Origin of the sequence: Ruegeria sp. Alg231-54 (assembly GCF_900143525.1) — a bacterium.
Lineage (GTDB): Bacteria > Pseudomonadota > Alphaproteobacteria > Rhodobacterales > Rhodobacteraceae > Ruegeria.
The window spans coordinates 13,580-38,936 of record NZ_FREZ01000023.1 but is presented as its reverse complement, the minus strand read 5'-3'; the positions used below and the strand labels follow the sequence as shown (position 1 = coordinate 38,936).

General features: G+C 57.2%; 25 protein-coding genes. 12 read left to right on the top strand and 13 right to left on the bottom strand.

Annotation, left to right across the window (positions count from 1 at the left end):
• From DHN12_RS22955 to DHN12_RS22900, 12 genes are all read right to left on the bottom strand, one after another.
• A partial coding sequence (locus DHN12_RS22955; protein ID WP_159090191.1) for a DDE-type integrase/transposase/recombinase occupies positions 1 to 322 on the bottom strand: 322 nt, incomplete at its 3' end.
• Between the two features lie 74 nt (positions 323 to 396).
• On the bottom strand, positions 397 to 2,115 hold the full coding sequence (locus DHN12_RS22950) for a SulP family inorganic anion transporter (RefSeq protein WP_108862264.1): 1,719 nt from the start codon (positions 2,113 to 2,115) through the stop codon (positions 397 to 399).
• Between the two features lie 12 nt (positions 2,116 to 2,127).
• Positions 2,128 to 2,466, bottom strand: a complete 339-nt coding sequence (locus DHN12_RS22945; RefSeq protein WP_159090189.1) for a TIGR01244 family sulfur transferase — start codon at positions 2,464 to 2,466, stop codon at positions 2,128 to 2,130.
• Between the two features lie 19 nt (positions 2,467 to 2,485).
• On the bottom strand, positions 2,486 to 3,367 hold the full coding sequence (locus DHN12_RS22940; protein WP_058276359.1) for an MBL fold metallo-hydrolase: 882 nt from the start codon (positions 3,365 to 3,367) through the stop codon (positions 2,486 to 2,488).
• A gap of 37 nt (positions 3,368 to 3,404) precedes the next feature.
• On the bottom strand, positions 3,405 to 3,833 hold the full coding sequence (locus DHN12_RS22935) for a DUF6691 family protein (RefSeq protein ID WP_058276360.1): 429 nt from the start codon (positions 3,831 to 3,833) through the stop codon (positions 3,405 to 3,407).
• A 4-nt stretch (positions 3,834 to 3,837) separates the two neighbouring features.
• A complete protein-coding gene (locus DHN12_RS22930) occupies positions 3,838 to 4,269 on the bottom strand; it encodes a YeeE/YedE family protein (protein ID WP_108862262.1) in 432 nt (143 codons plus the stop codon).
• A gap of 85 nt (positions 4,270 to 4,354) precedes the next feature.
• Positions 4,355 to 5,026 (bottom strand): Crp/Fnr family transcriptional regulator, encoded by a 672-nt coding sequence (locus DHN12_RS22925; protein WP_108862261.1) that lies wholly within the window; start codon positions 5,024 to 5,026, stop codon positions 4,355 to 4,357.
• 410 nt (positions 5,027 to 5,436) lie between these two features.
• Entirely contained in the window at positions 5,437 to 6,057 is a 621-nt protein-coding gene (locus tag DHN12_RS22920) for a sulfotransferase family protein (protein ID WP_108862260.1), read from the bottom strand.
• Between the two features lie 584 nt (positions 6,058 to 6,641).
• A complete protein-coding gene (locus DHN12_RS22915) occupies positions 6,642 to 7,244 on the bottom strand; it encodes an amino acid synthesis family protein (protein WP_058272677.1) in 603 nt (200 codons plus the stop codon).
• A 13-nt stretch (positions 7,245 to 7,257) separates the two neighbouring features.
• Positions 7,258 to 9,357: a CoA transferase gene (locus tag DHN12_RS22910; RefSeq protein ID WP_108862259.1), complete on the bottom strand. Its 2,100-nt coding sequence runs from the start codon at positions 9,355 to 9,357 to the stop codon at positions 7,258 to 7,260.
• Positions 9,354 to 10,088 (bottom strand): alpha/beta fold hydrolase, encoded by a 735-nt coding sequence (locus tag DHN12_RS22905; protein ID WP_234416763.1) that lies wholly within the window; start codon positions 10,086 to 10,088, stop codon positions 9,354 to 9,356. Before DHN12_RS22905 ends, DHN12_RS22910 begins: the two co-directional genes overlap by 4 nt.
• A gap of 70 nt (positions 10,089 to 10,158) precedes the next feature.
• Positions 10,159 to 10,557 (bottom strand): RidA family protein, encoded by a 399-nt coding sequence (locus DHN12_RS22900; RefSeq protein WP_108862268.1) that lies wholly within the window; start codon positions 10,555 to 10,557, stop codon positions 10,159 to 10,161.
• A gap of 142 nt (positions 10,558 to 10,699) precedes the next feature.
• On the opposite strand from DHN12_RS22900, the gene DHN12_RS22895 reads away from it, so the two are divergent.
• Genes DHN12_RS22895 through DHN12_RS22880 form a run of 4 tightly spaced genes read left to right on the top strand, consistent with a single transcriptional unit; the run spans position 10,700 to position 14,988 of the window.
• Positions 10,700 to 12,181 (top strand): aldehyde dehydrogenase, encoded by a 1,482-nt coding sequence (locus tag DHN12_RS22895; protein ID WP_108862267.1) that lies wholly within the window; start codon positions 10,700 to 10,702, stop codon positions 12,179 to 12,181.
• Positions 12,182 to 12,192: 11 nt separating this feature from the next.
• Positions 12,193 to 13,233: an LLM class flavin-dependent oxidoreductase gene (locus DHN12_RS22890; RefSeq protein WP_108862258.1), complete on the top strand. Its 1,041-nt coding sequence runs from the start codon at positions 12,193 to 12,195 to the stop codon at positions 13,231 to 13,233.
• A gap of 4 nt (positions 13,234 to 13,237) precedes the next feature.
• On the top strand, positions 13,238 to 14,041 hold the full coding sequence (locus DHN12_RS22885) for a carnitinyl-CoA dehydratase (protein ID WP_108862257.1): 804 nt from the start codon (positions 13,238 to 13,240) through the stop codon (positions 14,039 to 14,041).
• Positions 14,038 to 14,988: a 3-hydroxyacyl-CoA dehydrogenase NAD-binding domain-containing protein gene (locus tag DHN12_RS22880; RefSeq protein WP_108862256.1), complete on the top strand. Its 951-nt coding sequence runs from the start codon at positions 14,038 to 14,040 to the stop codon at positions 14,986 to 14,988. Before DHN12_RS22885 ends, DHN12_RS22880 begins: the two co-directional genes overlap by 4 nt.
• On the opposite strand, the gene DHN12_RS22875 is transcribed toward DHN12_RS22880, so the two are convergent.
• Entirely contained in the window at positions 14,985 to 16,040 is a 1,056-nt protein-coding gene (locus tag DHN12_RS22875; protein ID WP_108862255.1) for a GlxA family transcriptional regulator, read from the bottom strand. The two genes, DHN12_RS22880 and DHN12_RS22875, sit on opposite strands and share 4 nt — an antisense overlap.
• A 120-nt stretch (positions 16,041 to 16,160) precedes the next feature.
• Between DHN12_RS22875 and DHN12_RS22870 the strand changes: the two genes are divergently transcribed.
• The 8 genes from DHN12_RS22870 (at position 16,161) to DHN12_RS22835 (ending at position 25,337) form a co-directional block, all read left to right on the top strand.
• Entirely contained in the window at positions 16,161 to 17,051 is an 891-nt protein-coding gene (locus DHN12_RS22870) for a 3-keto-5-aminohexanoate cleavage protein (RefSeq protein WP_058272684.1), read from the top strand.
• Entirely contained in the window at positions 17,044 to 18,045 is a 1,002-nt protein-coding gene (locus DHN12_RS22865) for an ABC transporter ATP-binding protein (RefSeq protein ID WP_082649217.1), read from the top strand. The genes DHN12_RS22870 and DHN12_RS22865 overlap by 8 nt, the downstream gene beginning before the upstream one ends.
• Positions 18,046 to 18,123: 78 nt before the next feature.
• Entirely contained in the window at positions 18,124 to 19,230 is a 1,107-nt protein-coding gene (locus DHN12_RS22860; protein WP_058272769.1) for an extracellular solute-binding protein, read from the top strand.
• Positions 19,231 to 19,292: 62 nt separating this feature from the next.
• Positions 19,293 to 20,141, top strand: a complete 849-nt coding sequence (locus DHN12_RS22855) for an ABC transporter permease (RefSeq protein WP_058272685.1) — start codon at positions 19,293 to 19,295, stop codon at positions 20,139 to 20,141.
• On the top strand, positions 20,138 to 20,935 hold the full coding sequence (locus tag DHN12_RS22850) for an ABC transporter permease (RefSeq protein ID WP_108862254.1): 798 nt from the start codon (positions 20,138 to 20,140) through the stop codon (positions 20,933 to 20,935). The genes DHN12_RS22855 and DHN12_RS22850 overlap by 4 nt, the downstream gene beginning before the upstream one ends.
• Before the next feature lie 12 nt (positions 20,936 to 20,947).
• Complete coding sequence (locus DHN12_RS22845) at positions 20,948 to 22,108, top strand: acyl-CoA dehydrogenase family protein (RefSeq protein ID WP_199913573.1); 1,161 nt, start codon at positions 20,948 to 20,950, stop codon at positions 22,106 to 22,108.
• Positions 22,105 to 24,195, top strand: coding sequence for an acetate--CoA ligase family protein (locus DHN12_RS22840; protein WP_108862253.1), 2,091 nt, complete (start codon positions 22,105 to 22,107; stop codon positions 24,193 to 24,195). Before DHN12_RS22845 ends, DHN12_RS22840 begins: the two co-directional genes overlap by 4 nt.
• On the top strand, positions 24,192 to 25,337 hold the full coding sequence (locus tag DHN12_RS22835) for a serine hydrolase (protein WP_108862252.1): 1,146 nt from the start codon (positions 24,192 to 24,194) through the stop codon (positions 25,335 to 25,337). Before DHN12_RS22840 ends, DHN12_RS22835 begins: the two co-directional genes overlap by 4 nt.
• Positions 25,338 to 25,357 lie beyond the last annotated feature (20 nt).

The window sequence follows — 25,357 nt, the reverse complement described above, 5'->3', positions numbered from 1 at the left end:
GCACCTCGCCTTCGTGATCCACAGCCCGCCATAGGTAGTGCGTCTCGCCATTGATCTTCACGAAGACCTCGTCCAGATGCCACTGCCAGTTCGAATAAGATCGCATCCGATTGACCCTGTTTCTGCGGATCTCTGCCGCGAATATCGGGCCAAATCTGTTCCACCAATAACGCACAGTTTCGTGGCTGATCTCGATGCCGCGCTCGTGCAAAAGATCTTCAACATTGCGAAGCGAAAGCGGAAACCGAACATACATCATGACGGCCAGACGGATGATCTCGGGGCTCGTCTTGAAGTAGCGAAAAGGGCTGCGTTTTGTCATCCTGCGACGCTAAGTGCTCGCCCTGCCCGCCTCAAGACAAGTTCTTCTGACAGTGCCAATCAAGCTGATCTTGGTCACTCGCTCGCTTCTGCAATGAGCGTTGTCCACGCATCGTGCTGGGACAAGAAAACCCTGCCGTTCAGACCGTCGACAATACGAGACCGTTTCAGTCTGTCCATAACAGGACCCTTAACTTCGGACAGATGTAGGCCAACGCCAAGCTCCTCAAGACGGTGATTGATCGCCTCGAGAGTTTCCAGCGCTGAGTAGTCCACTTCGTTAACGGCGGAGAACATCAAAACAACATGTTTGACCTTCTTCCGCTCGGCAAGGCGACTGAAGATCAGTTCTTCCAGAAAGCCGGCGTTTACGAAGTAAAGGCTCTCGTCGATGCGCAGCGTCAACACCGTAGGTGCGGTTTCGACATCGTGGCGCAGGACATTTCGAAAGTGCTCTGTCCCGGGCACACGACCCACTTCCGCAACATGCGGTCGAGACGTCTTGTATAGATGCAGAAGTACTGAAATCGCCACTCCGGACGCGACGCCGACTTCAACACCTAGACCCAGCGTCAGCAAAACCGTTGCAGATACCGCGATGAAATCCGCACGGGAATAGTCCCATGTTCTGCGCAATATCGAAAAATCAACGAGGCTCAGAACTGCCACAATGATTGTGGCGGCCAACGTAGCGTTTGGCAGGAAGTACACCAATGGCGTCAACGCCAAGGCGGCGATCGCGAGGCCAAGCGCAGTATAGGCGCCAGCAGCAGGAGTTTCAGCGCCAGCATCGAAATTGACGACTGATCGCGCAAATCCCCCCGTGACCGGGTAGCCTCCGGTGAACGCTGCGCCTATGTTGGCTGCGCCCAGTCCGATAAGTTCCTGGTCCGGATCAATCCGTTGACGTTTCTTGGCAGCCAAAGTCTGCGCGACTGAGACGGATTCGACAAAGCCAATCACTGAAATCAGAACCGCCGGAACCAACAGCGCTGCAAGCAAGTCGGGCGCAAATACCGGCAATGTAAGCGGCGGCAGGCTTTGCGGGACTTCCCCAACGATTTTCACACCCAATTCGACAAGATCTAGTGCCCAAACCGTAACCGTAGTGGCAACTACGGCGGCAACAGGTCCCGCCTTCGTTAGAATATCAGCAAGCGCCGCCGGAGCACCCAGCCTCAATAATCCGGGTTTTAACCATCGGCGGGCCCAAAAAAGGAAGGCCGTCGCACTAAGGCCGATAGCGAGCGTAACCCAATTCACCTCATGCAAGTGCGCAGCAATCGATGCGAGGATCTTGAGCAATGTATGTCCGTGAGCATTCACACCCAAAATGTGTTTGAGTTGGCTGGCGGCGATCAAGATCCCAGATGCTGTGATAAACCCCGCAATCACCGGGTGGCTCAAAAAATTAGCCAGGAAGCCTAGCCGCAAGAACCCCAAAAGCAACAGGAAACTGCCAGAAAGAAATGCGAGGGTCAGTGCCGCAACCGCGTAACCTGCCGTGCCTTGTTCAGCAACCTGACCGACCGCCGACGCTGTTAATAGTGAGACAACGGCAACCGGGCCAACCGCTAACGCGCGACTGGTTCCAAATATTGCGTAAAGAAGAATTGGCGCGATGGATGCATACAGCCCCGCTTCTGGAGGCAATCCAGCCAGGAGCGCGTAGGCCAAGGATTGGGGTATCAGCATGATGGTGACGATCACCGCCGCCATCAGATCGTTAGAAAGCTCTGCCCGTCCATAGCTGCGAGCCCAACTCAGAACCGGTAGATATTGCGCCGCCCGCATCCTTACCTCCCGCTACGCCGCAGTGTCTCGTCGTGCGCGCCACAGCGTTGCAGCGCGCTGACCGCTTCGGCAGTAGCCAAGGACAGGCTCGGACAGCTCTGCCAACGCCTTAGAAAATGCAATGTGGTTCGCTTCTGTTGCGCCGGAGGGTTTGACCGGCACATAGCGAGCTTGAAGACCTTGCGCCTTGGCGCATTCTTGGATCTTGCCAAAAGTAGGCTGACCCTTTTGTTCGCCGTCAGGACGCACACAGATTAGCGAGCGAAATCCAAGCGTTTTGACTTCCGCCAAGTCATCGGTCTCCAATTGACCGCAAGTACTGAAGTCGTCGGAAATTTGGGTGATTTCCATCGCTCTCATCCTTTCAAAATCAGAGTTTGTTGACCGGAACCTTGAGCATGGGGTTGCCGTCCACGTCAGTTGGCACCTCACCCGCACGCATATTTACCTGAAGTGATGGGATGATCAGCTTCGGCATTGCCAGCTGAGCATCTCGTTCCATGCGGAACTCGACGAACTCTTCTTTTGATTTGCCACCACCAACGTGGATATTGTGGGCTTTCTCATCGCCGACGGTTGTTTCCCAGGCGATGTCCCGCCCGTTTGGTCCGTAGTCATGACACATGAAAAGTCGTGTTTCGTCCGGCAAGCTCAGGACTTTTTGAATGCTATCGTAAAGCGTTGCTGCATCGCCGCCGGGAAAATCTGCGCGGGCCGATCCCCCATCCGGCATGAACAAAGTATCGCCCACAAAAGCCGCATCCCCTGCGACATGTACCATGCAAGCCGGCGTATGGCCGGGGGTGTACATTGTGAACACCTGCATATTGCCAACCATGTACGTATCGCCGTCTTCGAAAAGCTGATCGAACTGGCTGCCATCACGCTGAAACTCGGTACCTTCGTTGAAGACCTTTCCAAACGTGTCCTGCACGATCATGATTTTTGAACCAATGCCGATTTTTCCCCCAAGCTTTTCTTGGATATACGGCGCTGCACTCAAATGATCGGCGTGAACATGGGTCTCAATAATCCATTCCAACTTCAGATCTTGGCTTGCGATCTGATGGATGAGGTCGTCTGCGTGATCGTAAGTGATGCGCCCCGCCGCGTAGCCAATGTCCATTACGCTATCGACAATGGCACATGAGTTCGAGGTTGGATCTTTCACAATATAGCTGATGGTGTTCGTCGCCTCGTCGAAGAATGCCTGAACGTCCGGCTTGATGTTCATATTCACGGGATACGTCATCTGATTGTACTCCTGGGAGGCTGAGGGAAATCGGTGACTATGCCGCCGACTGAACAGGACGCGCGAAAAGGAGCCTGCGCAGTACAAACCCGGCAAGAACGGCAACCAGAAAGAGAGCGACTTCCCAACGCCCGGTACCAAGTGCCGGTATTGCAGCGCCGGGGCAGAAGCCTGCAATTCCCCAACCGATGCCGAAGAGAGCCGAACCACCAACCAATCGCTTGTCTACGGCCGTCGCGCTTGGGATCTGAAAACGCCCGCCAAAGAGCGCCGTTGTTTGCCGCCAGGCAAGTCTGTAGCCGAAGAAAGTGACTAGGAGCGCACCACCCATAACAAAGGCGAGGCTAGGATCCCACGTCCCGGCAATATCGAAGAAATTCAGAACTTTGGCCGGATCCATCATGCCCGACACAGCGATACCAACGCCAAAGATCAGGCCAGTAAACAAAGCAAAAACAAGTTTCATTGCATTATACTCCAAAGACATGACGGATCAGGAAGACTGTGATTGCAGCTGTGACCATGAAGGTCGGCACTGCCACAAAAGAGCGAACAGAAAGCCGAGATAGTCCGCAAACACCATGCCCTGAAGTGCAGCCAGACCCGAGACTGGCGCCCAGGCCGACGATCACACCACCGATAACGATCATAGTCGGGCTGGCAGGTACCGTAAGTTCAGGCATTGCACCGGTCGCAGCATAGATCAGGCCTGGTGCGAGCATCATTCCCAAAACCAAGGCTGTTCGCCAGGCGAATTCCTCGCGGTTTTCTGGGAATGCCAAGCCGGACAATATGCCCGTTGCACCCATGATACGTCCCAGTCCGAGCATCAAAAGCACGGATCCAAGTCCAATTGCGAGCCCACCTCCAAATGAGGCGATCGGCGTAAACGTGGTTTCCATCAGGCGTCTCCGGTTGTTCATGTTGCAACCTGATTACCGGCCGGCACCTTACTCTTCAGTGACAATGTCACTTAACGCAAAGAATTCATGCGCTGTTCGCCAAAATCTCCAATTGAGGTTTGTTCTGGAGGGTGATCCGCCCTCTCGTCTGAAGGATAAGTCCGCGCTTTTGAAAATCGTTCAGTATGCGTGAAACGACCTCACGCGCTGTCCCTAACTCGTTTGCCAAAGCCTGATGCGTCGCCTGGATTTCGGAATGGCCTTCTCCTAGCGCCAAAAGGCGCTCTGCCAGTCGAACGTCCATTCTGCCAAAGGCGACATCGTCGACCACGCGCAGAAGATCAATCAACCGACGAGAATAGGCCGAGAAAACAAAACCGCGAAAACTGTCTTCTTCAGCAGCCAGCCTATCAAAAGAGGTTCTTGGTAATGTGATGGCCGTAACGTCGGTCTCGGCAATACCCTCAGCATTATAAGCTTCTTCGGACAGCATGCAGGCAGTGGTCAGCACGCAGCTCTCTCCAGCTTCAACGCGATACAGCACGATTTCTCGCCCGGCATCAGAGCTTTGGGAAACGCGTATGCGGCCGACATGCAAAAACATCAGACTGTCCGGGATGTTGTCGGGTCCAAAAACTTGCTGGCCCTGCTTGTACGAAACCACGCGTGCTTCATGTAGAAGCTTATCTCTGACCCGCCGAAGTAGATTTCTCGTGCCAAGAAAGCTTTCGGTCCAATCTCCGACAGTTGTCTTCAATTTATGTCCTATGCCCTGTGCGTTCGGTTCACTGGTTCCTTACAAAGATGCGGTGGCACGCGATCTGGATCAATGGCTCTCTTCGCTTTTCAGACGAGCTAGATCCGAGCATCGCCCAACATTGGACAGCCCGACTTGCGATTAACGCACGGCTCAGCTCTTTGGCCGCTTCGGGCTCAAGGCAGTCATCTGAGTCTTTCATTCAGATGCCGGTTTAGGAACGGATAGCGGTCATTGTTGGTGGTCATTCCGAGGAATTTCGCCTGAAAGTCTGCATTAAACGGCAGCGGACTTTCGCTGAAATCTGCTAAATGGCAGAGTTGCGGACAGAACGGTCATTTGCTTTCCCAACTAACAAGACCGCTTCCAATAGAATACTTACACCCTGGATTAGGTGCCACTTCCTAATATCACTGGATATCGTCCATGTTTGCAAAAAACTCATCTCGATGATTACTGCGCGGAAATGGTTCTGTTGGAACTGATACATTGAGAAAATCGCATAATGGCTCCCAGCCGTCTCTGGGATCAAAGACCAAAAGTCGCGCTGGAGCCAAACTGGTTCTCACCCGCTCCTCATGCTCCCGAAATCGTCCCATGAGGGCTTCCGCAGACCAATCGCTGCCGATGCTTCGCGTGACTGCACGTTTTGCCATGCGAGACACGGGACGGGCTGGCTCCGGTGCTTGTTCAGGATCGTCGATGACTTGAAGTATTGTTTCTGAGATGCTGGCATACCAACTCTCAGGCGTGCGGGTCGTCAGTATGACTTTTGCTTCAGGAAAAAACTCCGCCAATTGCTGCCAATAACCTGCCACCGGCCAGTCGACGGCGGAACGGTTGCCGTCGAATACCGAATGCCAATCTGGATTGCCATCAAGAGCAGCATTCCAAAGTGGAACCAATCGTTCCTGATCGTTGGCAACCTCCCACATATGATGGCAGACACCAAAGCCAAGCCTTTCCAGCCCAAGTTTGAGGGAGTTCGTAGCCGTGCGGCCCCAGCCCGCGCCTATCACTTCAATCGTCATCTTCACATCCCCTTTAGCACCAGTGCATGAAGCGAAGCCTAACGTTTGCTGAATAGTCTGTACAAATTATATCTAACCATCTTCACCTTCGCATGCAGTTGGTTCAACCACATAGCGAAGGACCGCATTCGCTGCACTCGGTATGAACGACGACTTTGCGGACGAAGCTGCCGGATGCTGTCGCCGCAAACATCGCGCCTCCTCACCAACAAAATCACCGGAGAGTTCGCGGCACTGCAGCGCGATTTCCCGAAAGCGGTCGTTCAAGTCTACCAAATCGGGGCAACTCAAAATCGGTCGTTCGCTGCGCGAGCATCGAGCGTCTGAGTTGCGGACAGACCTGCCGTTAAGTTTTTTTGCTCTCAATGACCGCTTCATGTGCTTTGCACCCGCAGCGAAAAGCACGTCGGGCTAAAGTGGCCTTTCGCTGCGAGGGCGATGGGCAACTATCGAGCCACCGAAGCCGACGTTCGCCTTTTTATTCATAGCTTGGGAAATTCCCACTAGGGTAGTCCAAACCCACCTCTATAGTTTGGGCGAGGTCGTTGCACGCCTTGGTTTGATCGCGTGCAGATCGCGTCTGCTCAAACACCGGCAGGGTTCTCTACGTCGCGCCCCAAGGCTGCAAGATCAGAATATCGATCTCCGATACGATGATGTGGACGTCCTCGGGTCGCGGCCCCCAATGCGACGACAAGTTCATTCACATCAGGTGCGTCATAGATGGAAAACTGAACGGTCAGATAATGCGAGCGCCGACCCGTATCATGTTTGTCCATCAACGGGATCTGGATCTGGGTGTTTGCCGGTCCGCGCGTGTTAGTGAAACCAAGATAGCTTTTGGCATCAACGGCCTCGCGGTAGAAATTGCCAAACTGCAAAGTGTGGATCAGCGCCGAGGCGTGCTCCACTTCGCAGCTGGTTCCGGCGATGCAGGCTTTTCCGTAGGCCTCTATTGCGTCGCCCGAACCCGCCAATGTAATCAGGCGATCGGTCAGCATTTTGCCCAGAACGGGAGCCATGCGCTGGATCTCTGGCTGCAGGTCTTCGACGAACCCACGCCCCGCCCAGGGGTTTTCCACTACGGCTGCCACTCCGATCATGCGCAAGACAGGGTCAGAGGCACGTCCGCCTTCGGTATGGATGTCTTCGTCAAATGTAATGACTTTGCGCAGTTCGGGTATCATGGGAGTTCTCCTGTCAGATGTGATATTTGTGATTTCCGGACAGTCTGTGCACAACGCCTTCGACTTCGGTTCCCTGATATATGCCGAAGGTGCCATGCCGGTGCTCTTGCGCGTATCTGCGCAAGAGAGAACGCTCGGCATCGTCGGACACCCGCGACAGTGGCAAGATATCAAGGGAGAAAAACGTCAACCCGGTATCGGCATCGCCCTGCACGCGCGCGTGATAGACGATGCGTTGCGCACCCGTTTCCGTGACCTGATAGACAGCATAAAGTTGCGTCAATTCTGCCTTCATCAATTCATCGCCCAGAGCCTTGAGTAAGGCCTGCGTCGAGGACGCGGATGGCAGCGTCACACTTCCGTCAGCCTCTTCTTTCAGCAGCAACCCGCCTTCGTGTGCCAAAACAGCCGCGATTGTCACATCACCTTTGGTTGCTGCTTCGGTCACCGCACGGTCCAACCCAAGATCAAAGTATGCGCCCTTGTAGTACCCCAGAGGATCCCCATCGGATGTCTCGAAGTCGAGCACACGACCAATAAGGATCAGATGATCCCCTGCATCCACCAGCCTATGTTGCGCGCAGCCAAAGCTGGCAAGGGCACCATCGATAACGGGCATGTCTTGCGCATTGGGATGCCATTTGACGCTGTTGAACTTCTCTGGCGACTGCGAGGCAAAGAGGCCCGAAACCTCCTTTTGATCATCTGCCAGAATGTTGACCGTGAAATGATCACAGGTTGCGAATGTGTCGCAGGAAAGTGCAGCCTTGCCGATGCAGACCAGCAAGAGTGGTGGGTCGAGCGAGACAGAAGAGAAGGAATTTGCCGTAAAGCCACGCGGCGTGCCGTCAGACTGGCGGGTCGTGACAACCGTGACCCCCGTGGCGAAACGCCCAAAGGCGTCGCGCAGGGTGCGCTTGGTTTCCGGTGCCATGGGTGATGAGGTTGGCGTCAGGGTCTCAAGCACGTCATTGTCCGCCCCCAGAGCGGGTGGCGGGTTCAATGCCCCATGCCCGTGCGCGCCAAAGCGCAGCGGGTTGGCGGCAACCGTCCAGGGCCTCGTTTCAGCATCCGGGCCGTGCACCTGTGTGAGCATTTTACGAGCCTCGATATGGGGGTCGCGGGCAATGTCCTGAATGGTGTTTAATGGGCCAAAGGGAACCTCACCGCCCAGTGTTTTGGTCAGCTCAGCTTTGCTCAGCTTTGAGAACCAGCCTGAGACCAGGCGGTCAACCTCACCCGCGTGGGCAGCCCGTGCGCTGCGCGAGGCAAACCGGGGATCAGTACCAAGGGCAGGCTTCCCCATCAGCTCAGTCAAACGGCGCCAAAACGCATCGTCGACAATGCCAAGCGCCACGTGCCCGTCCGCTGCCGGGTACAATCCGAACGGGCTGAGAAAGGGGTGCCCGTTGCCTTCGGGCCCCGGCACCTTGTCGGTGTAATCATGAAGGTAGACCATGCGCTCGCACAAAGAGATCATGGCGTCGTACATGGCCACGTCGACGAACTGTCCTTTGCCGGTTGCTTCCGCCTCGCGCAAGGCGGCCATGATGCCAAAAGCCATCATCATGCCGGTGAAGATGTCGCCAACGCCGGGGCCGGTCTTGGTGGGGCTGTCGGCGTTCGGCCCGGTGATGGACATCAATCCGCCCATAGCTTGCGCTACCACGTCATAGGACGGCCAGTGCGCATATGGGCTTGTCCCTGTGCGCGGATCGCCAAATCCTCTGATTGCCGCATAGACGATTCTGGGGTTCAGCTTGGCGAGTGTTTCATAAGAAAGGCCCAGGCGATCCATCACGCCGGGCCGAAAGTTTTCGACAATGACATCCGCAGTGGCGGCAAGCGCGCGAAACTGGTTCTTTCCCCCATCTGATTTCAGGTCCAGTTGGATGCTCTTCTTGCCGCGGTTCAAACTGACGAAGTAACCGGCCCAGTTGTGATCGGGATCATCGTCGCGGAATGGGCCATTGCCACGGCTCGTATCGCCCGTACCCGCTTCGATCTTGATCACCTCTGCACCGTGATCCGCAAGGTGCATGGTGCAGTAAGGGCCGGATAACATGCGGCTCAGATCCAGCACGCGCAGACCTTTCAGGATTTGTGTGCTCATATGGCCATTTCCAGACCATCAAGAAAGCCGCGCAGGGGCGCGTTCACGGCGTCGGGGTTTTCGGCCAGCGCCATGTGACGGAGACCCGAAAGGATAACAGCCTTTGATTGCTCAATCTCTGCGGCTATGGCGCGGGTCATTTCGGGGCCGTTGCCATAGTCTTCGTCGCCGGTGATCACCAGTACAGGACAGCTGATGGGCGGCGTTGGGGCCACGATTTCGTCGATGCCATCCGCCAATACACGATAGATCGTGTGATAAATGCTAATGTCGTTTGCCTTTACCCAGCCGCGCACGGTGTCCATCATTGCCGGGTTGGCCTGTCGGAAATTTGCCGTAAACCAGCGTTCCAACGCGGCCTCCACAGTGGCTTGTGGTCCGTCTCGGCGGGCTTGATCGACACGTTTTAGAATAGCAGCCTGAGCCGCATCGGTGCGTTTGTGGGGTGAGTGCAGGATTGCCAGTGCGTCCGCCCTGGCCGGACGGTCCTGCGCAAACCGACGCGCGATCATGCCGCCAAGGGAAAACCCCACCAAGGTCGCTGAGCGGACATCACAGTGATCCAGTAGGGCCGCCAGTTGATCCGAAAACAGCGATAGACTCGGCCTCGCGGGCGGCGGTGTACTTTGTCCATGTCCGAAAAGGTCATAGTGCAGCACGCGGTATTGATCACTCAGCGCGGGGGTCGTCCACTGCCAACAGTCATGGTTCAGACCCAGGCCGTGGATCATCACCACGACCGGCCCAACCCCAGGCCCACCCCCAGGCCCAGCCCAGCTGTAGGCAGTACCATCAGGCGCCTTAAGCATCGTCTAACGGGCGGTAGGCGACCACCTCGACCTCTACCTGGACATCGACCAGCAGATCGCTGACCACCGCCGACCGAGTGGGCGGTTCTATTGGAAAGTACTCCCCGTAGACCGCATTGAAACCGGGAAAGTCGCTGCGATCCCGCAACCAAACCATCGCTTTGATCACATCATCGCGGGTGCAGTCCGCCAGCGCCAGCGTGGCGGTGATGTCATCCAGCACGGCGCGGGTTTGCTCCTCTACCGTGCCGGTGGTCATAGGCGCGCCATCTTTCATGGGGATTTGCCCGGTCAGATACACAAAATCACCCGCCCGTATGGCACGCGACAGGGACAAGACCCGCCCGCCAATTTCAAGCGGGCCGCCAATCACTTGCTTTTTCTTCGCCATAAATACGGCCTCCCTTGCGGCAAGCCTGCCTTGATCCATCAAAAGCGCTTTCAGATTTTTCGACAACCTTTGTCGTAATTTCGTGCACATGTGACGCAAAAGCGGAGATGAATGAGAGGGTAACAGAGGGGGGATGCAGGCCATGGGTGAAATCACCAACTACCAAATGCTGATCGACGGACAGTGGTGTGATGCAGAGGACGGCGGCACCTTTGACAGCGTGAACCCCGCTGATGGCAACGTCTGGAGCCGTGTGCCCGAAGCGACCGAGGCTGACGTGAACCGTGCAGTTGAGGCCGCACATGCCGCATTCACAACCGGACCCTGGGCAGGCATGACGCCGACGCAACGGGGCAAGTGCCTGCGCAAGCTGGGCGATCTGCTGGCGGAACATTCAGAAGCATTGGGGCGCACGGAATCCATTGATACCGGCAAGATGCTAAAGGAGACCCGCTGGCAGGCGACGTATATCGCCGAGTTCTTTCACTTCTTTGCAGGCTGTGCCGACAAGGTCAGCGGCGAAACACTGCCCATCGACAAACCCGACATGTTCGTCTTCACGAGGCGTGAACCCCTTGGGGTGGTGGCTGCCGTGGTGCCGTGGAATTCGCAACTGTTTCTGGTGGCCGTCAAGATTGGCCCGGCGCTTGCGGCTGGCAATACCGTCGTGCTGAAAGCCTCTGAACATGCCAGTGCGGCGATGCTGGAGTTTGGTAAGCTGATTGAAGAGGCGGGCATTCCCCCCGGCGTCGTCAACATCATCACCGGCCATGGGGAGCCCTGCGGCCGTGCGCTCACAGGTCATCCGCTCGTGGCCCGTGTGTCCTTTACCGGAGGGCCAAATGCCGCGCGGCATGTGCTGGAGAACGTCAAACGAAATTTTGCCGAAGTGTCGTTGGAATTGGGGGGCAAATCCCCGTTCATCGTCTTTCACGATGCCAATATCGAAAGCGCTGTAAACGCCTCTATCGCGGGCATCTTTGGCGCCACGGGGCAAAGCTGTGTGGCTGGGTCACGGCTTTACCTGCACGAAGACATTGCCGATCAATTCCTTGAGCAGATGACCGCGCTGGCCCGCCAGATCGTGATTGGGGACCCGCTGGCGGATGAGACCCAGATGGGGCCATTGTGCACCACCGGACAGTTAGAGCATATCCAACGAGAAGTGGCACATGCCCAAACAGAAGGCGGCAAAGTGCTGGTCGGCGGCAAGCAGCCAAAGGGGATGTCTGGCCTGTTCTATGAACCCACGATCATCGAAGTCCCTCGTCAGGATCTGCGCATTGTCGACACTGAATTGTTTGGCCCGGTTCTGTCGGTGCAGCGGTTCAAAACCGAGGAAGAGGTGCTCGCATTGGCCAATGATAGCGAACATGGGCTGGCAGCAGGTATCTTTACCCGCGACAGCGCGCGCTCCCTGCGCATGGCGGGGGCAGTGCGTGCCGGTATCGTCTGGGTGAACACCTATCGGGTGGTGTCTCCGATTGCGGAGTTCGGGGGCAACAAAGGATCGGGATATGGCCGCGAAAGCGGGTTCCAGGCGATCTACGACTATACCCGCCCAAAGACGATCTGGATGAACACGTCTGATGAACCGATGGCCAATCCGTTTGTAATGCGTTGAGGGAGAGAACAATGAAATTCCAACTTGCCGTGAACATGGAGCGGATCGACGACAATCTGGACATGCAGGATGTCGCCCGTCACACGCTGGAGATGGTGCAGATCGCCGAAGAGGGTGGGTTTGATATCGTCTGGGCCGCCGAGCACCACGCGTTGGAAATGACCATCGCGCCAAACCCTTTCCAGATCCTTACTTGGTGGGCTGCCGAAACCAGCCGCATCCGTCTGGGCACGGCCGTTGCGACGGCGGCCTATTGGCACCCGATCAACCTGGCGGGCGAAGCGGCGTTCACCGATCTGATCACCGGCGGGCGGTTGGAATTCGGCATCGGTTCGGGGGCCTATCAGCGCGAGTTTGACCGAATGAAACCGGGGCTCAAGCAATCTGATGCCTGGCGTTACATGCAGGAAATGCTGCCTGCGGTGCGTGAGCTTTGGAAGGGCGACTACGAACACAACGGGGAATACTGGCAATTCCCGACCTCGACCTCAGTGCCAAAGCCGCTTCAGAAGGAGGTGCCGGTCTGGGTCTCTGCGCGCTCACCCATCACCTATGACTACGCTATGCGGGAAAGGTGCCATGTGAACTGCTGGCCGTTCACACGTCCCTTTGCAGAGGCCGAACTCTACAAGAAACAACTGGATGAGGCGATTGAAAAGGCCGACAACGGCTGGGTGCCACGCTTCGCCTTGATGCGCCATTCATGCGTTTATGACAACGCAGCCGATGGTGAAAACGCGATGCGGGCGATCCGCCGCCTGCTGAGCCAGTTCGAAAACCTGTTTCGCAATCTGGGCGATGTGAAGGACGGCTTCCCCGCCTCCATCCCGCTGGATGAACTGGAGGGACGGGAACAATACGACCCCGTGATGTTGGAGGAGAACTTGATGTTCGGTTCTCCCGACCGGGTCATCGAAAAGCTGAAGCGCTATCAGGCGCTGGGTGTGAATGAGTACATCTATTACGCCTCCATGGGGCTCGATCACGCTTCACAACAGAAATCCCTGCGCATGTTCGTCAACGAAGTAATGCCAGAATTCAAAGAGGGATAAGCAGATGTCAGACGGCGTTAAGGTTCACCGCGAGGGTCATGTTCTGGAAGTCACGCTGGAGCGCGGCAAGGTGAATGCCATTGATGTGCCCACGTCACAGGCGCTGGCTGCAGCCTTTCAGGAGCTGCACGAAGACAAGGATCTGCGCTGCGCGATCCTGACCGGTGGTGGAGAGAAGATATTCTCGGCTGGGTGGGACCTAAAGGCGCTCAATGACGGAGAGATGCAGCTCGATAATTGGTGGGAGACCGATGACTACGGCTTTGGCGGCTTCACCGGGCTCACTGAAAACTGGGCGCTGAACAAGCCCGTAATTGCTGCGATCAATGGGTTGGCCATTGGTGGCGGGTTCGAGATGGCGTTGGGGTGCGACCTGCTGATCGCCGCCGATCACGTGGAATTCGGGCTGCCGGAAATGCCCCTAGGCATCGTGCCGGACGCGGGCGCGCTGCAACGATTGCCGCGCCGCATTCCGCACAACATTGCGATGGAGATGTTCTTGCTGGGCCGCCGCATGACCGCGCAGGAAGCAGCGCACTATGGGCTGGTCAACAAGGTGGTGCCGAAAGAGCAGTTGATGGATGCTGCGCGCGAATGGGCGGCTTCGATTGCCTGGTCGGCACCGCTTGCGATGCAATCCGTCAAAGAGGTGCAGCGCGAAATCGAATGCGTGCCACTGGAGCAGGCGTTTCACAAGATGCGCACGGACCCGATGCCGATCTATCGCAAGATGCTCAAATCAGATGATGCTGCCGAAGGGGTGGCGGCTTTCGTGGAAAAGCGCGAACCCAACTTCAAAGGTGAATGATGTATCCTGATCCTATCAGCGTCACCCGCATCACCAGCATTGGCGCGGGCCCAATTGGCGGCGGCTGGGCGGCGCATTTTCTGGCCCGTGGCTATGATGTGACGGCCTATCTGCATGACACCAGTGAAACTGAAGCATTCCATTCGATCCTCAACACCGCCTGGGGCAGTCTGACGGATCTGGGGCTGGCTGAGGGCGCGTCTTTGGACCGTCTCCGCATTGTCACCGACCTTGAACAGGCGCTGGAGGGTGCGCAGTTCGTGCAGGAAAGTGCACCGGAGCGGTTGGAGATCAAACAATCGCTTTACGCACAGATGGGAGAGGTGCTGCCGCCTGACGTTGTCATCGGCTCCTCAACCTCCGGTCTGACAATGAGCGAGATCCAAGCCAAATGCGCGACCCCTGAACGCTGCGTGATCGGACACCCGTTCAATCCGCCCTACCTGCTGCCGCTGGTCGAGATTGTGGGCGGTGACAAAACTGCGCCGGATGCCGTGGTATGGGCCGGGAAGTTTTACGAAATTGCGGGCAAAGCGCCGCTGTTGATGAAAAAAGAAATCCCCGGCTTCGTCGCGACGCGCCTGCAAGAAGCGCTCTGGCGCGAGGCCTTGCACATGGTTGCCAATGGCGAGGCGACGCCGGAAGACATCGACATTGCCTTGATGAATGGGCCTGCGCCGCGCATGGTGTCCCAAGGTCAGTGTATGGCCTTTCACGTGGCCTGTGGCGCGGGCGGCATGGCGACCAATCTGGATCAGTTTGGCCCCGCGCTAAAGCTGCCCTGGACCCGGCTGGAGGCACCAGAACTCACCCGAGAGCTGCGTGATCGCATGGTCGATGGTTGCAATTACATCGCAGGAGATCGCCACTTTGAGGATATGGCCGCGCAGCGCGATCGAGAGATTGTCGCAGTGTTGCGCGCGTTGCGCGAGGCGCGGTTGGGTTAGGGACGGCCCGGAATCTCCTTAAGCGTTGAAAGGAAATCTGACAGGGAACCGGGCCAACTCGGCGCCGGTTCATTTGCAGGCCATGCCTCTCGGTATTCCGAAGGGCGGCGGCCAAAGAATTTGCCAAAGGAATAGGCAAAATGGGACAGGGTGTTGAACCCTGACGCGGTGGCAATCTCGCGCACGCTGAGATCGGTGGAGATCAGCAGCAACCGCGCATTCTGCAACCGTCGCAACAAACCGAACTGCACCACAGTGCAACCGACGTGTTTCTTGAATTTCCGCTCTAGCTGTCGCTGCGAGACATCCAGCGTATCAGCGATCTCCGGCACGCTGAGCGGTTCTTCTATGTTCCCTTCGATCAGCGTCATCGCCTCACGCACCAGCGGCAGCATGGTCTCCGTGCTGCGCCCCATGGTGGACCGCTGTGACGCACCCGCGTTGCGGATCGGGTGATGCAACATTTGATCGGCAATTTCGCCCGAAAAGCCACTGCCATGGGTGCGCTCGATCAAACGAAGCATTAGATCCACGCCCGCGAGCCCACCCGAGCAGGTCATGATCTTGCCCTCGATGGTGAACAGGCATTCCTGCACATCCACCCGGTCAAAGCTTTCGCGAAAACCGCTGAGCCAGGACCAGTGGATCGTCGCCGGCTTTCCGTCCAACAGACCCGCCCGCGCGACAATATAGCAGCCAAGCTCAACCCCGCAGATACTGCTCCCCGCCCGCGCGCGCTTGCGCAGCCAAGCGGTAAGCGCGCGGTTATCGTAATGCTCCGTCCCCCAGCTGCCCAAAACAAAAATGTAATCCGCTGGCGGCAGGTTGTCCTGCTCTGCTGAAACGCGGGTTGTCATGCCATTGCTGGCCACGATTTCAGTGCCGTCAAAGGACACGATGTCCCAAGAAAACAGGGGCTCTGCCGAAAGATAATTCGCGATCCGCATCGTTTCGGTCATGGTGATCAATGTGGTTATGTTGAACCGTGGGACCACCACAAAAATGGCATGATGCACAGCGCGGGGCGTCTGCTGGGTCATGTCGATTTGCATGAGCTAAAGTCCAGATTGCATAGTGCGATTTTTCGCCAGCATAGCCGAAAGACTGTCGGATAATCGACATCTTTCTTACCCTTTCCCGCGTCAAGCTGAAAAAAATAGGGGGTTTGCCAGATGAACTATGAGGTTGTCCTGACTTGCGCCGTGACTGGCGCGGGCGATACCACGGGCAAAAGTCCGCATGTGCCCGTCACGCCGAAAGAGATCGCTAATGCGGCGATTGAGGCGGCCAAGGCAGGGGCCTCCGCCGCGCATATTCACGCGCGTGATCCCGAGACGGGCCAAGGCTCACGCGACCCGAAGCTTTTCAAGGAAATCGTGGACCGGGTGCGCGACAGTGACACCGATGTGGTGATCAATGTGACCGCCGGGATGGGCGGCGACTGGATCTCGGACCCGGCCAACCCAGCGATGCCGGGCCCCGGCACGGACATGATCGGCCCCGAGGAACGGCTCGCTCACATCAAGGAATGCTTGCCCGATATATGTTCACTGGATTGCGGGACACTGAATTTCTCTGACACGGACATGATCTATATCTCTACCCCGCCAACACTGCGGCGTATGGCGGCATTGGTGCAGGAATGGGGGGTGAAGCCGGAACTGGAAGTCTTTGACCTTGGCCATATCCGCTTCGCCAAGGCGATGGTGGATGAGGGGCTGATTGATGCGCCTCCCATGTTCCAGCTTTGTCTGGGCATTCCCTGGGGCGCGGATCAGACCGTCGAAACCATGGCTGCCATGAAAGCGCAACTGCCTGCCGGGGCCAGCTGGGCCAGCTTCGGGATTGGACGCGGTCAAATGCCCATGGCAGCGGCCTCTGTCGCGTTGGGTGGCAATGTGCGCGTAGGGCTGGAGGACAACATCTATTTGGAGCGCGGGGTTCTGGCGACCAACGGCCAGCTTGTCACCCGTGCCCGCGAGATCATTGAGCGCATGGGGGGGCGTGTGCTGACCCCGCAAGAGGCGCGCAACAAGCTGAAGTTGAGAGGCGCGGATGGCTGACCTCGCCGATACAGGCAGTTTGCAGGTGCGTAATGTCTCGAAACTGTTCGGGACATTCCGGGCAGTCAACAACATCAGTCTGGATATTCAGAAAGGTGAGTTTCTGACTCTGCTGGGCCCCTCGGGGTCGGGCAAGACCACGCTGTTAATGATGATCGCGGGGTTCCTCGATATCTCTGAAGGGGACATTGCGCTGGATGGGTCCTCCATCGCGCAAACCCCCGCGGAAAAACGCAATTTTGGCATGGTATTTCAGGGCTACGCGCTGTTCCCCCATATGAGCGTGCGAGACAACATCGGATACGCCTTGAGTGTGCGCAAACGTCCCACGTCAGAGATTAGGGCGCGGGTCGACGAGATGCTGGAATTGGTTCAGCTGCAGGATTTCGCGGACCGCAAGCCGGGGCAGCTGTCCGGCGGGCAGCAACAGCGCGTCGCGCTGGCACGTGCGCTGTGTTTTGCGCCACCGGTGTTGCTGTTGGACGAACCGCTTGGCGCGCTTGACAAGAAACTGCGGGTCGAGGTGCAGGAGCAACTCAAGGATATTCACCGCCGAGTTGGCACGACCTTCATCTACGTCACCCATGATCAGGAAGAAGCGCTGTCCATGTCGGACCGCATCGTGATCATGCGCGACGGGGCGATTGAACAGATTGGTACGCCTCAGGAGCTCTATGAGCAGCCAGTGAACCAGTTCACGGCCAGTTTCTTGGGCAAATCCAACTTCATTCAGCAAGACGGCAAAACTTACGCCCTGCGTCCCGAAAAAATCGACCTGCGCAAAGGCGCGGGCCATGCGGAGGCACGGACGAGTGGGGTGGTGCGCTCTATTACCTACTTTGGTTCAATGCAGCGCGTCATCGTGGATGCCAGCGATGGTACCGAAATCGAAGTGGACATCGATGTCTGGCGCAACAGCGAAGCCTTGAACGAAGGCGATACCGTGGACCTGTTGTGGAAAGACGAAGCTGCTGTGGAATTACAAACGGGCTAAAGCCCCAAAAACGTGTGCCGCCAAAAGGTGCCATTGAGCAAAAGTCCGGGAACTCCCGAACCCAATAGGAGGATGAAAATGCACGATAGACAATTCAAGAAAGAGATGCTGCAAGACAGCGCGCAGGCCTACAAGAAAGGCCGCATGGATCGCCGCACGTTCCTGGCGCTTTGTGGTGCCTCGGGCGTGGCGATGAGCGCCGTGATGGCAGGTGATGCCGAAGCCGCTGCTGATCACGTGGTGATGTGGAACTGGGGTGGCCAGTCTGAAGAATGCCACGGCTCCGCCATTGGCGATGCCTTCACCGCCAAGACTGGCAAGGGACTGAAATTTGACACCTCCGGCCCTCTGGAAGGCAAGATCAAGGAAATGGTCGACAGCGGCAATGTCACTGCCGACGTTGCGGACGCAGACCTTTTCAATGCCGTGTCCCTTGGGCCAACAGGCCATCTGGAACCAATTGATTACTCTGTTGTTTCCAAGGAAAAGACCCTGCCAGGCTATGCGCTGGAATATGGGGTTTCGATCATCCTTTATGGCTATGCCTTTGTCTATGACACCGAAGCCTATGGCGATAATCCCCCGCAGAACTGGGCGGATTTCTTTGATACCGCCAAATTCCCGGGCATGCGCTCGCTGTACAAATGGGCCAATGGCTCGCTCGAAGCAGCACTTATGGCGGATGGCGTTGCGGGCGATGCGCTTTACCCGTTGGACATGGATCGCGCCCTCGCCAAGATCAAATCGATCAAGGACAACAGCCTTTACTGGGGCTCAGGGTCCGAGGCGCATTCCATGGTAGTGAATGGCGAAGTCTCGCTCGGCATGGTCTGGCAGAACCGGGGACGTAACATCGAAAATGACACCGATGGGCGCTACAAGCTGGTGAACAATCAGGCCATGGCGATGCCGGGGGCCTATATCGTGCCCAAGGGCAACCCCGCAGGTGCGGCCGTAATGGACTTCATCGCCACAGCGCAAGAGGTGCCTGCACAGCTGGCGCTGCTTGATTGCCTTGGTATGACGCCCTCTAACCCCGAAGCCTTCGGCCAGATCCCCGAAGATCAGCAGCCTTATGCGATCACCTCGGCAATGAACATCGACAAAATCGTTTATAACGATCCCGACTGGTGGGGGAAAAACGGCGGTGATGCGGTGAACGCCTTCCTTGAGGCGATCAGCTAAACACGCCTGATAGCCGCCCGTGTCTTCCTGCGGGCGGCCATCGATTTGGCCCAGGACATTTCATGCAAGCCTTCACCCGACATATCCACCCCGGCTGGCTGATCATCGCACCTTTGATGCTGATGGTCATAGCGCTCTATCTGGGGCCGATCCTGAACATCCTGTGGCTCAGCGTCACGGACCCGGAACCTGGATTGAGTAATTACGCCAAACTGGCGGAAAGCGATGCGCTGATCCGCATTGTCTGGACTACGGTGCGCATCTGCATCATCACCACGATGTTCAGTGTCACGCTAGGCTATTCCATCGCCTATGCCATGGTGCACTGCCACCAACGCCAGAAGAACTACATGCTGACGTTGCTTCTTGTGTCCTTTTGGATTTCCATCCTTGTGCGCACTTTTAGCTGGCTGATGCTGCTGGGGCGCAAAGGGTTGGTGAACGGTACGCTGGAAAACATTGGACTGATTGCCGAGCCCATCGCCTTTATGCGCAATGAGTTGGGCGTGCTGATCGGCATGGTGCATTACATGATCCCCTATGCGGTACTGCCACTGCTGGTCTCGATGCAATCGCTTGATACGCGTGTGATGGATGCCTCGCGCAATCTGGGCGCCAGCAGCACGCAGACCTTCTGGCGCATTTACCTGCCACTGACCCTGCCAGGGTTGGTGGCTTCGACCCTGCTGGTCTTCATCCTGAGCCTTGGGTTTTACGTCACCCCTGCCGTATTAGGCGGTGGCAAAGTGCTCATGGTGGCAGAGTACATTTCTGTGCAATTGCTGGTCACCCTGAAGTGGGGCACAGCCGCGATGCTGGCGGCAATCATGCTGACGGGCGTTCTGGCGATGCTGTGGATCATGTCGCGTTTCATGAAGCTCAGCACCGTGTTTGGGGGGGCTGCACGATGACATCAGGTCTGTTCTCCAAGTTCAACCGCGTGGGCGCATGGGTTTTGTTGCTGTTTCTGGTGACGCCCGCGCTGATCGCCATTCCCGTGTCACTGACGCCAAAGCGTTTTCTGTCTATGCCAAAGGGCGAATTGTCCCTGCGCCATTTTCAAAAGCTGTTCACTTCCGAGGAATGGCTGTCGAGCTTTTTCCAAAGTGGCGTGATCGCAGTCTCGACCTCACTGCTGGCAACATTCCTTGGCACGCTCTGTGCCATTGGCCTGTGGCGGGTATCCTCAAAGTATTCCGAGCTGATGCGCGCCTTCCTGCTGCTGCCGCTGATCATCCCGCAGATCATTTCTGCCATGGCGTTCTATCGACTGTGGATCCCGCTTGGCCTGTTGGACAGCTACGCCGGGCTGATCCTCGCGCATACGATCTTGGCAGCCCCCATGGTGCTGATCACAGTCAGCGCCTCGCTGGCGACCTTTGATCCCAAATTGGAACAAGCCTCCAAGAACCTTGGTGCTTCGAACTGGACCACAATGCGCCTGGTGATCCTGCCCTCAATCAAACCGGGGGTCTTTGCCGGAGCGCTTTTTGCCTTCATTCTCAGCTGGGATGAAATTGTCGTGACGCTGTTCATCTCCAAATACACCGTCTACACCCTGCCGCGTCGCATGTGGAACGGCATCCGCGAAAACACCGATCCGACGGTAGCCGCCGCCGCTGTGGTGTTGATCGCCATCACGCTTATTGCCTTCGTGATCTTTTCGATCATGTCCCGTCGTAACGACAAGTCCGAAGCCCCATAAAGGAGGCGCCTTATGAACATGGAAGCCAGTGTTGAAACCGACCTGCTGATCAGCACCGTCCGCCGCTTTGTGGAAACAGAAATGTATCCACACGAGGAGGAAGTGGACCAGATGGGCTATGTCCCCGAAGAGATTGGCCGTCAGATTGAGGCGAAGGCCCAGGAGTTGGGACTGTTTGCCTGCAACTTGCCCGAAGAGGTCGGGGGCGGAGGCCTTGGTTACGGGCCTATGTCCTTGATTGAACGCGAGTACGGCAAGACCAGCCATGCCCTGCAAAGCTGGGCTGCGCGTCCCACGGAACTGCTCATGGCTTGCGAGGGCGATCAGCGCGAACGTTACCTTTTCCCCGCGGTGCGCGGTGAAAAACGAGAGTTGTTCGCCCTGACGGAACCGGACGCGGGGTCGGACGTAATGGGTATGAAAACCAACGCCCGGCGGGATGGAGATGACTGGATCCTGAATGGTTCAAAGCATTTCATCTCTGGCCCCTGTATGCCCGATTTTGCGATCGTTTTTGCTGCGACGGGTGCTGACGAAACGCCACGTGGACCGCGCAAACGGGTGACGGCCTTTTTGGTGGACGTTGGCACACCGGGCTTTGACTGCCGCGAAGGCACCAAATGTGTCAGCTATCGCGGCTACAAGACGTTTGAACTGCACTTCGATAATGTGCGCCTTGGTCCGGGGCAGGTGCTGGGGGAAGAAGGGCGTGGTCTTGAACTCTCTGGCAAATGGCTGGGCATGGGGCGCATCTGGGTGGGGGCGACCTGTTGTGGCAAGGCGGAGCGCATACTGGAGATGGCCACCGAATGGGCCGCGTCCCGAAAGCAGTTTGGCAAACCCATCGGGGCGTTTCAGGCCACCGGTTTCCGGCTTGCAGATGGCGCTATTGGATTGCGCGCAGCCGACCTAATGGTCAAAGACGCCGTGGCGCGAGCCGAACAGGGCGTGATGAGCGATGCGGATGCGGCGATGATCAAGGTCTTTTGTTCAGAAATGCTGGGCAAGATCGCCGATGATGCGGTGCAGATCTACGGTGGCATGGGGCTGATGGAGGAAATGCCGATCCAACGCTTCTGGCGCGACAGCCGACTTGAGCGGATCTGGGACGGCACCTCTGAAATTCAACGCCACATCATCACACGCTCCATCCTGCGGCCCCTGGGTGCATGACCCCAAAGAGACGCGCCAACTTTGAGCGGCTTCTCAAGCCGCGCTCCATCGCTTTTATCGGCGGGCGGGATGCGACCATTGCCGTAAGAGAGGCGCGCAGGCGTGGGTTTGCAGGGCAAATGTGGGCGGTGAACCCCAGGCGAACAGATCTGAAGGGGGTGCCTTGCGTGCCCTGTATCGCTGATCTGCCTGAAGCGCCTGATGCTGTCTATCTGGCCATTCCCGCAGGTGGTATTGTCGCCGCATTGGGCGAATTGGCTGAGATGGGCGTCGGTGGCGTGGTCTGTTTTTCTGCAGGATTCAAGGAAACCGGCGATGCGGCGGCAGAACAGGCGCTGATCGAGGCAACCGGTGACATGGCCCTCATCGGTCCCAATTGTTACGGTTTGATCAACTACATCGACAACGTAGCACTTTGGTCTTTCGAACACGGTGGCTGGTCACCCGGTTACGGTGCAGCGATTGTCACCCAATCGGGCATGTTTTCCTCTGACATCACCATGTCTGCGCGCTCCTTGCCACTGGCATACATGGTATCGGCAGGCAATCAGGCGGTTCTGGGGTTAGAGGACTTTCTTGACGCCTTCGCTGATGACCCGGCAGTGCGTGCTATCGGGCTGCATATTGAGGGCCTTCAAGATATTCCCGCCTTTGAACGCGCCGCCCTGAAAGCCATTGAGCGAGGCGTGGCTGTGGTTGCGCTCAAGACAGGCAGCTCTTCAATCGGCGCGGCTCTGACTGTCAGTCACACGGGATCGCTGTCGGGGTCAGACGCGCTCTATGAGGCGTTGTTTGCGCGCACGGGCGTGATCAGTGTCACCAGCCCCGCGCAGTTTCTGGAAACGCTGAAGTACCTTTGTGTGGTCGGCGCGCCCAAGGGGCCAAGCGTTGCGGGTTTCACCTGTTCGGGGGGCGGCGCGACGATGCTGGCCGATCACGCGGAAAAGATCGGGCTCACGTTCTCGGCTGTCCGCGCAACGGAGCATGCGGCCCTGGTGGATCTGCTGCCAGACATCGCAACAGTGTCAAACCCGCTGGATTACACCACACCGATCTGGGGGCAGGCCGAATTGACCTATCCGGTCTTCGTCAAAGCGATGGACGCCGTAGGGGCCGAAGCGGCAGTTCTGGTGCAGGACTATCCTGCAGAAGGGCTAGATGCCTCCAAGATCTATTACCAAAACGATGCCAGCGCCTTTGCACAGGCTGCCTGCGATCGCGGAATCCCGGCAGCGATTTGTGCGACCCTGCCGGAGAATCTGGACAAGGTCACCCGCCGTTATCTGATCTCGATCGGAGTCGCGCCGATGCAGGGCATTCACGAAACGCTCAACGCCATGCAAAGCGCCAGCATTTGGGCCGCGCGACGTAATCGCATTCTGGCGACAAGGCCGGAGCCACTGATTGCCGGAACCCCGCCTGGCTCACTCGGCATGCTGACTGAGGACGCGGGCAAGGCCTGGCTTGCAGAGCGCGGTTTCACGGTCCCTTCGGGCCGGACAACGACGGCTCAAAAAGCCGAGGTGGCCGCAAAAAAGATCGGCTATCCGGTCGCGCTCAAGATGATGTCTACCCGGCTGGCCCACAAGAGTGAGGCAGGCGCGGTTGCTCTGGGCATTGCCGATGGCGCCGCGTTAAAGCAAGCACTTGATCAAATGAACACGGCTGTCACTGCCTATGATAAGCAGGCCGTGAGCGATAGCTACCTGATTGAGGCCATGTCGCCCACGCCTGTTGCAGAGATGATTGTCACCTTGCGCAATGACCCGCAGTTTGGCGCAGCACTGGTGCTGGGCAGTGGCGGAGTTTTGACCGAACTGGTTGGGGATGCCACAACGGTCCTTCTGCCCTCCACGCAGGACGATATCGCCAGTGCTCTGAAATCGCTCAAGATTTTTCACCTGTTGGAAGGCTTTCGAGGCCGTCCACGCGCCGATATAAACAAGGTGGTCACCGTGCTGAACGACCTTTGTGATGCTTTCCTGCAGGCCCGCGAAAAGGTCAGCGAAATTGAGATCAATCCGATGTTTGTCTATGCTGACCACGTTGTCGCCGTCGACGCGTTGATCCACGAGAATTGCACATGAGCAGGTTGAAGGTAGCCCCCAACCCCGATCTGACCGTGGGGCCAGACAACAAGCAGCGTTGGAATCAGCCTGCCCACCGCCGCCATGGATTTCACAACGCGCACCGCCTGTTCCGACGCACTCTGATGGTGCGTTCGCGAAATGTGTTGATGCTCGAAGAGGCCCACCAGGACCTGACAGCAACCGTGCCCGCGTTGGCGGACCTTCTGGCACATCCCGCCTTCTCTGCGTTTTGCTGCCTACGGGACGGGCAGGTGATCATGGAACAGGCCGCACCAGATTTTGGGACAGACCGACCGCATTCGATCCAATCCATTACAAAACTGCACATTCACCTGATTATGGGACAGTTGATCGGCCAAGGGTTCGTCTCGCCTGACGCAAAGGTTGCACAGTATTTGCCCGATATTGGATCTGGCTACCGCGAGGCTAACGTTCAGGCTCTCCTGGATATGGCAGTCAGCAATGATTTTACCGAAGACTATGATGACCCGCATGCGGATTGCTATGATGAAGAGATTGCCCTGGGCTGGCGCCTACCCACCGAGGATCAGGAGGAAATCTCGCTCAAGGACTTTGCTTCCAGAATTAGGGGGTTCAGAGAGACAGAGGCGCGAACAGTAGCGGAGTACAAGTCGGCCAACACAGATGTGCTGACATTGATCGCAGCGCAGGTTTGCCCCGTCCCACTTACAGCACAAATTGAACGGATTGCAGATGCCGTTGGTTACGAGGGCGCCTTTCACATCAGCCTGAGCAAAGATGGTTTCCCTGCCTTTTCCGGTGGGGGTTGCCTGAGTGCTCGGGATCTCGCACGGTTTGGCCTATTTCTTGCGCGCGGCGGTCTTGATCTGTCTGGAAACGCATGTGCCAATGCAAGTTTCCTCCGCCAAAGCCTGACCCGCTCAGCACCATCTCTGACACCGCCAAAAGAATGGCTGCGCTACTCCAACCATATCATGACCGACGGACGGGTGGTTGCGCATGCCGGTTACGGTGGCCAGTTCCTGATGGTGGACACGGTCACTGGCACGTCATGCGCGTTCCTGAGCGTTCTCGAAAACGACGCCGGCTATGATGACACCTTCATGAGCAACGTCGCGCAGGTTCTGCGACACGTCTGCTGCGCCGAAACCGCATAGGATTCAGGTATAGTAGCAAA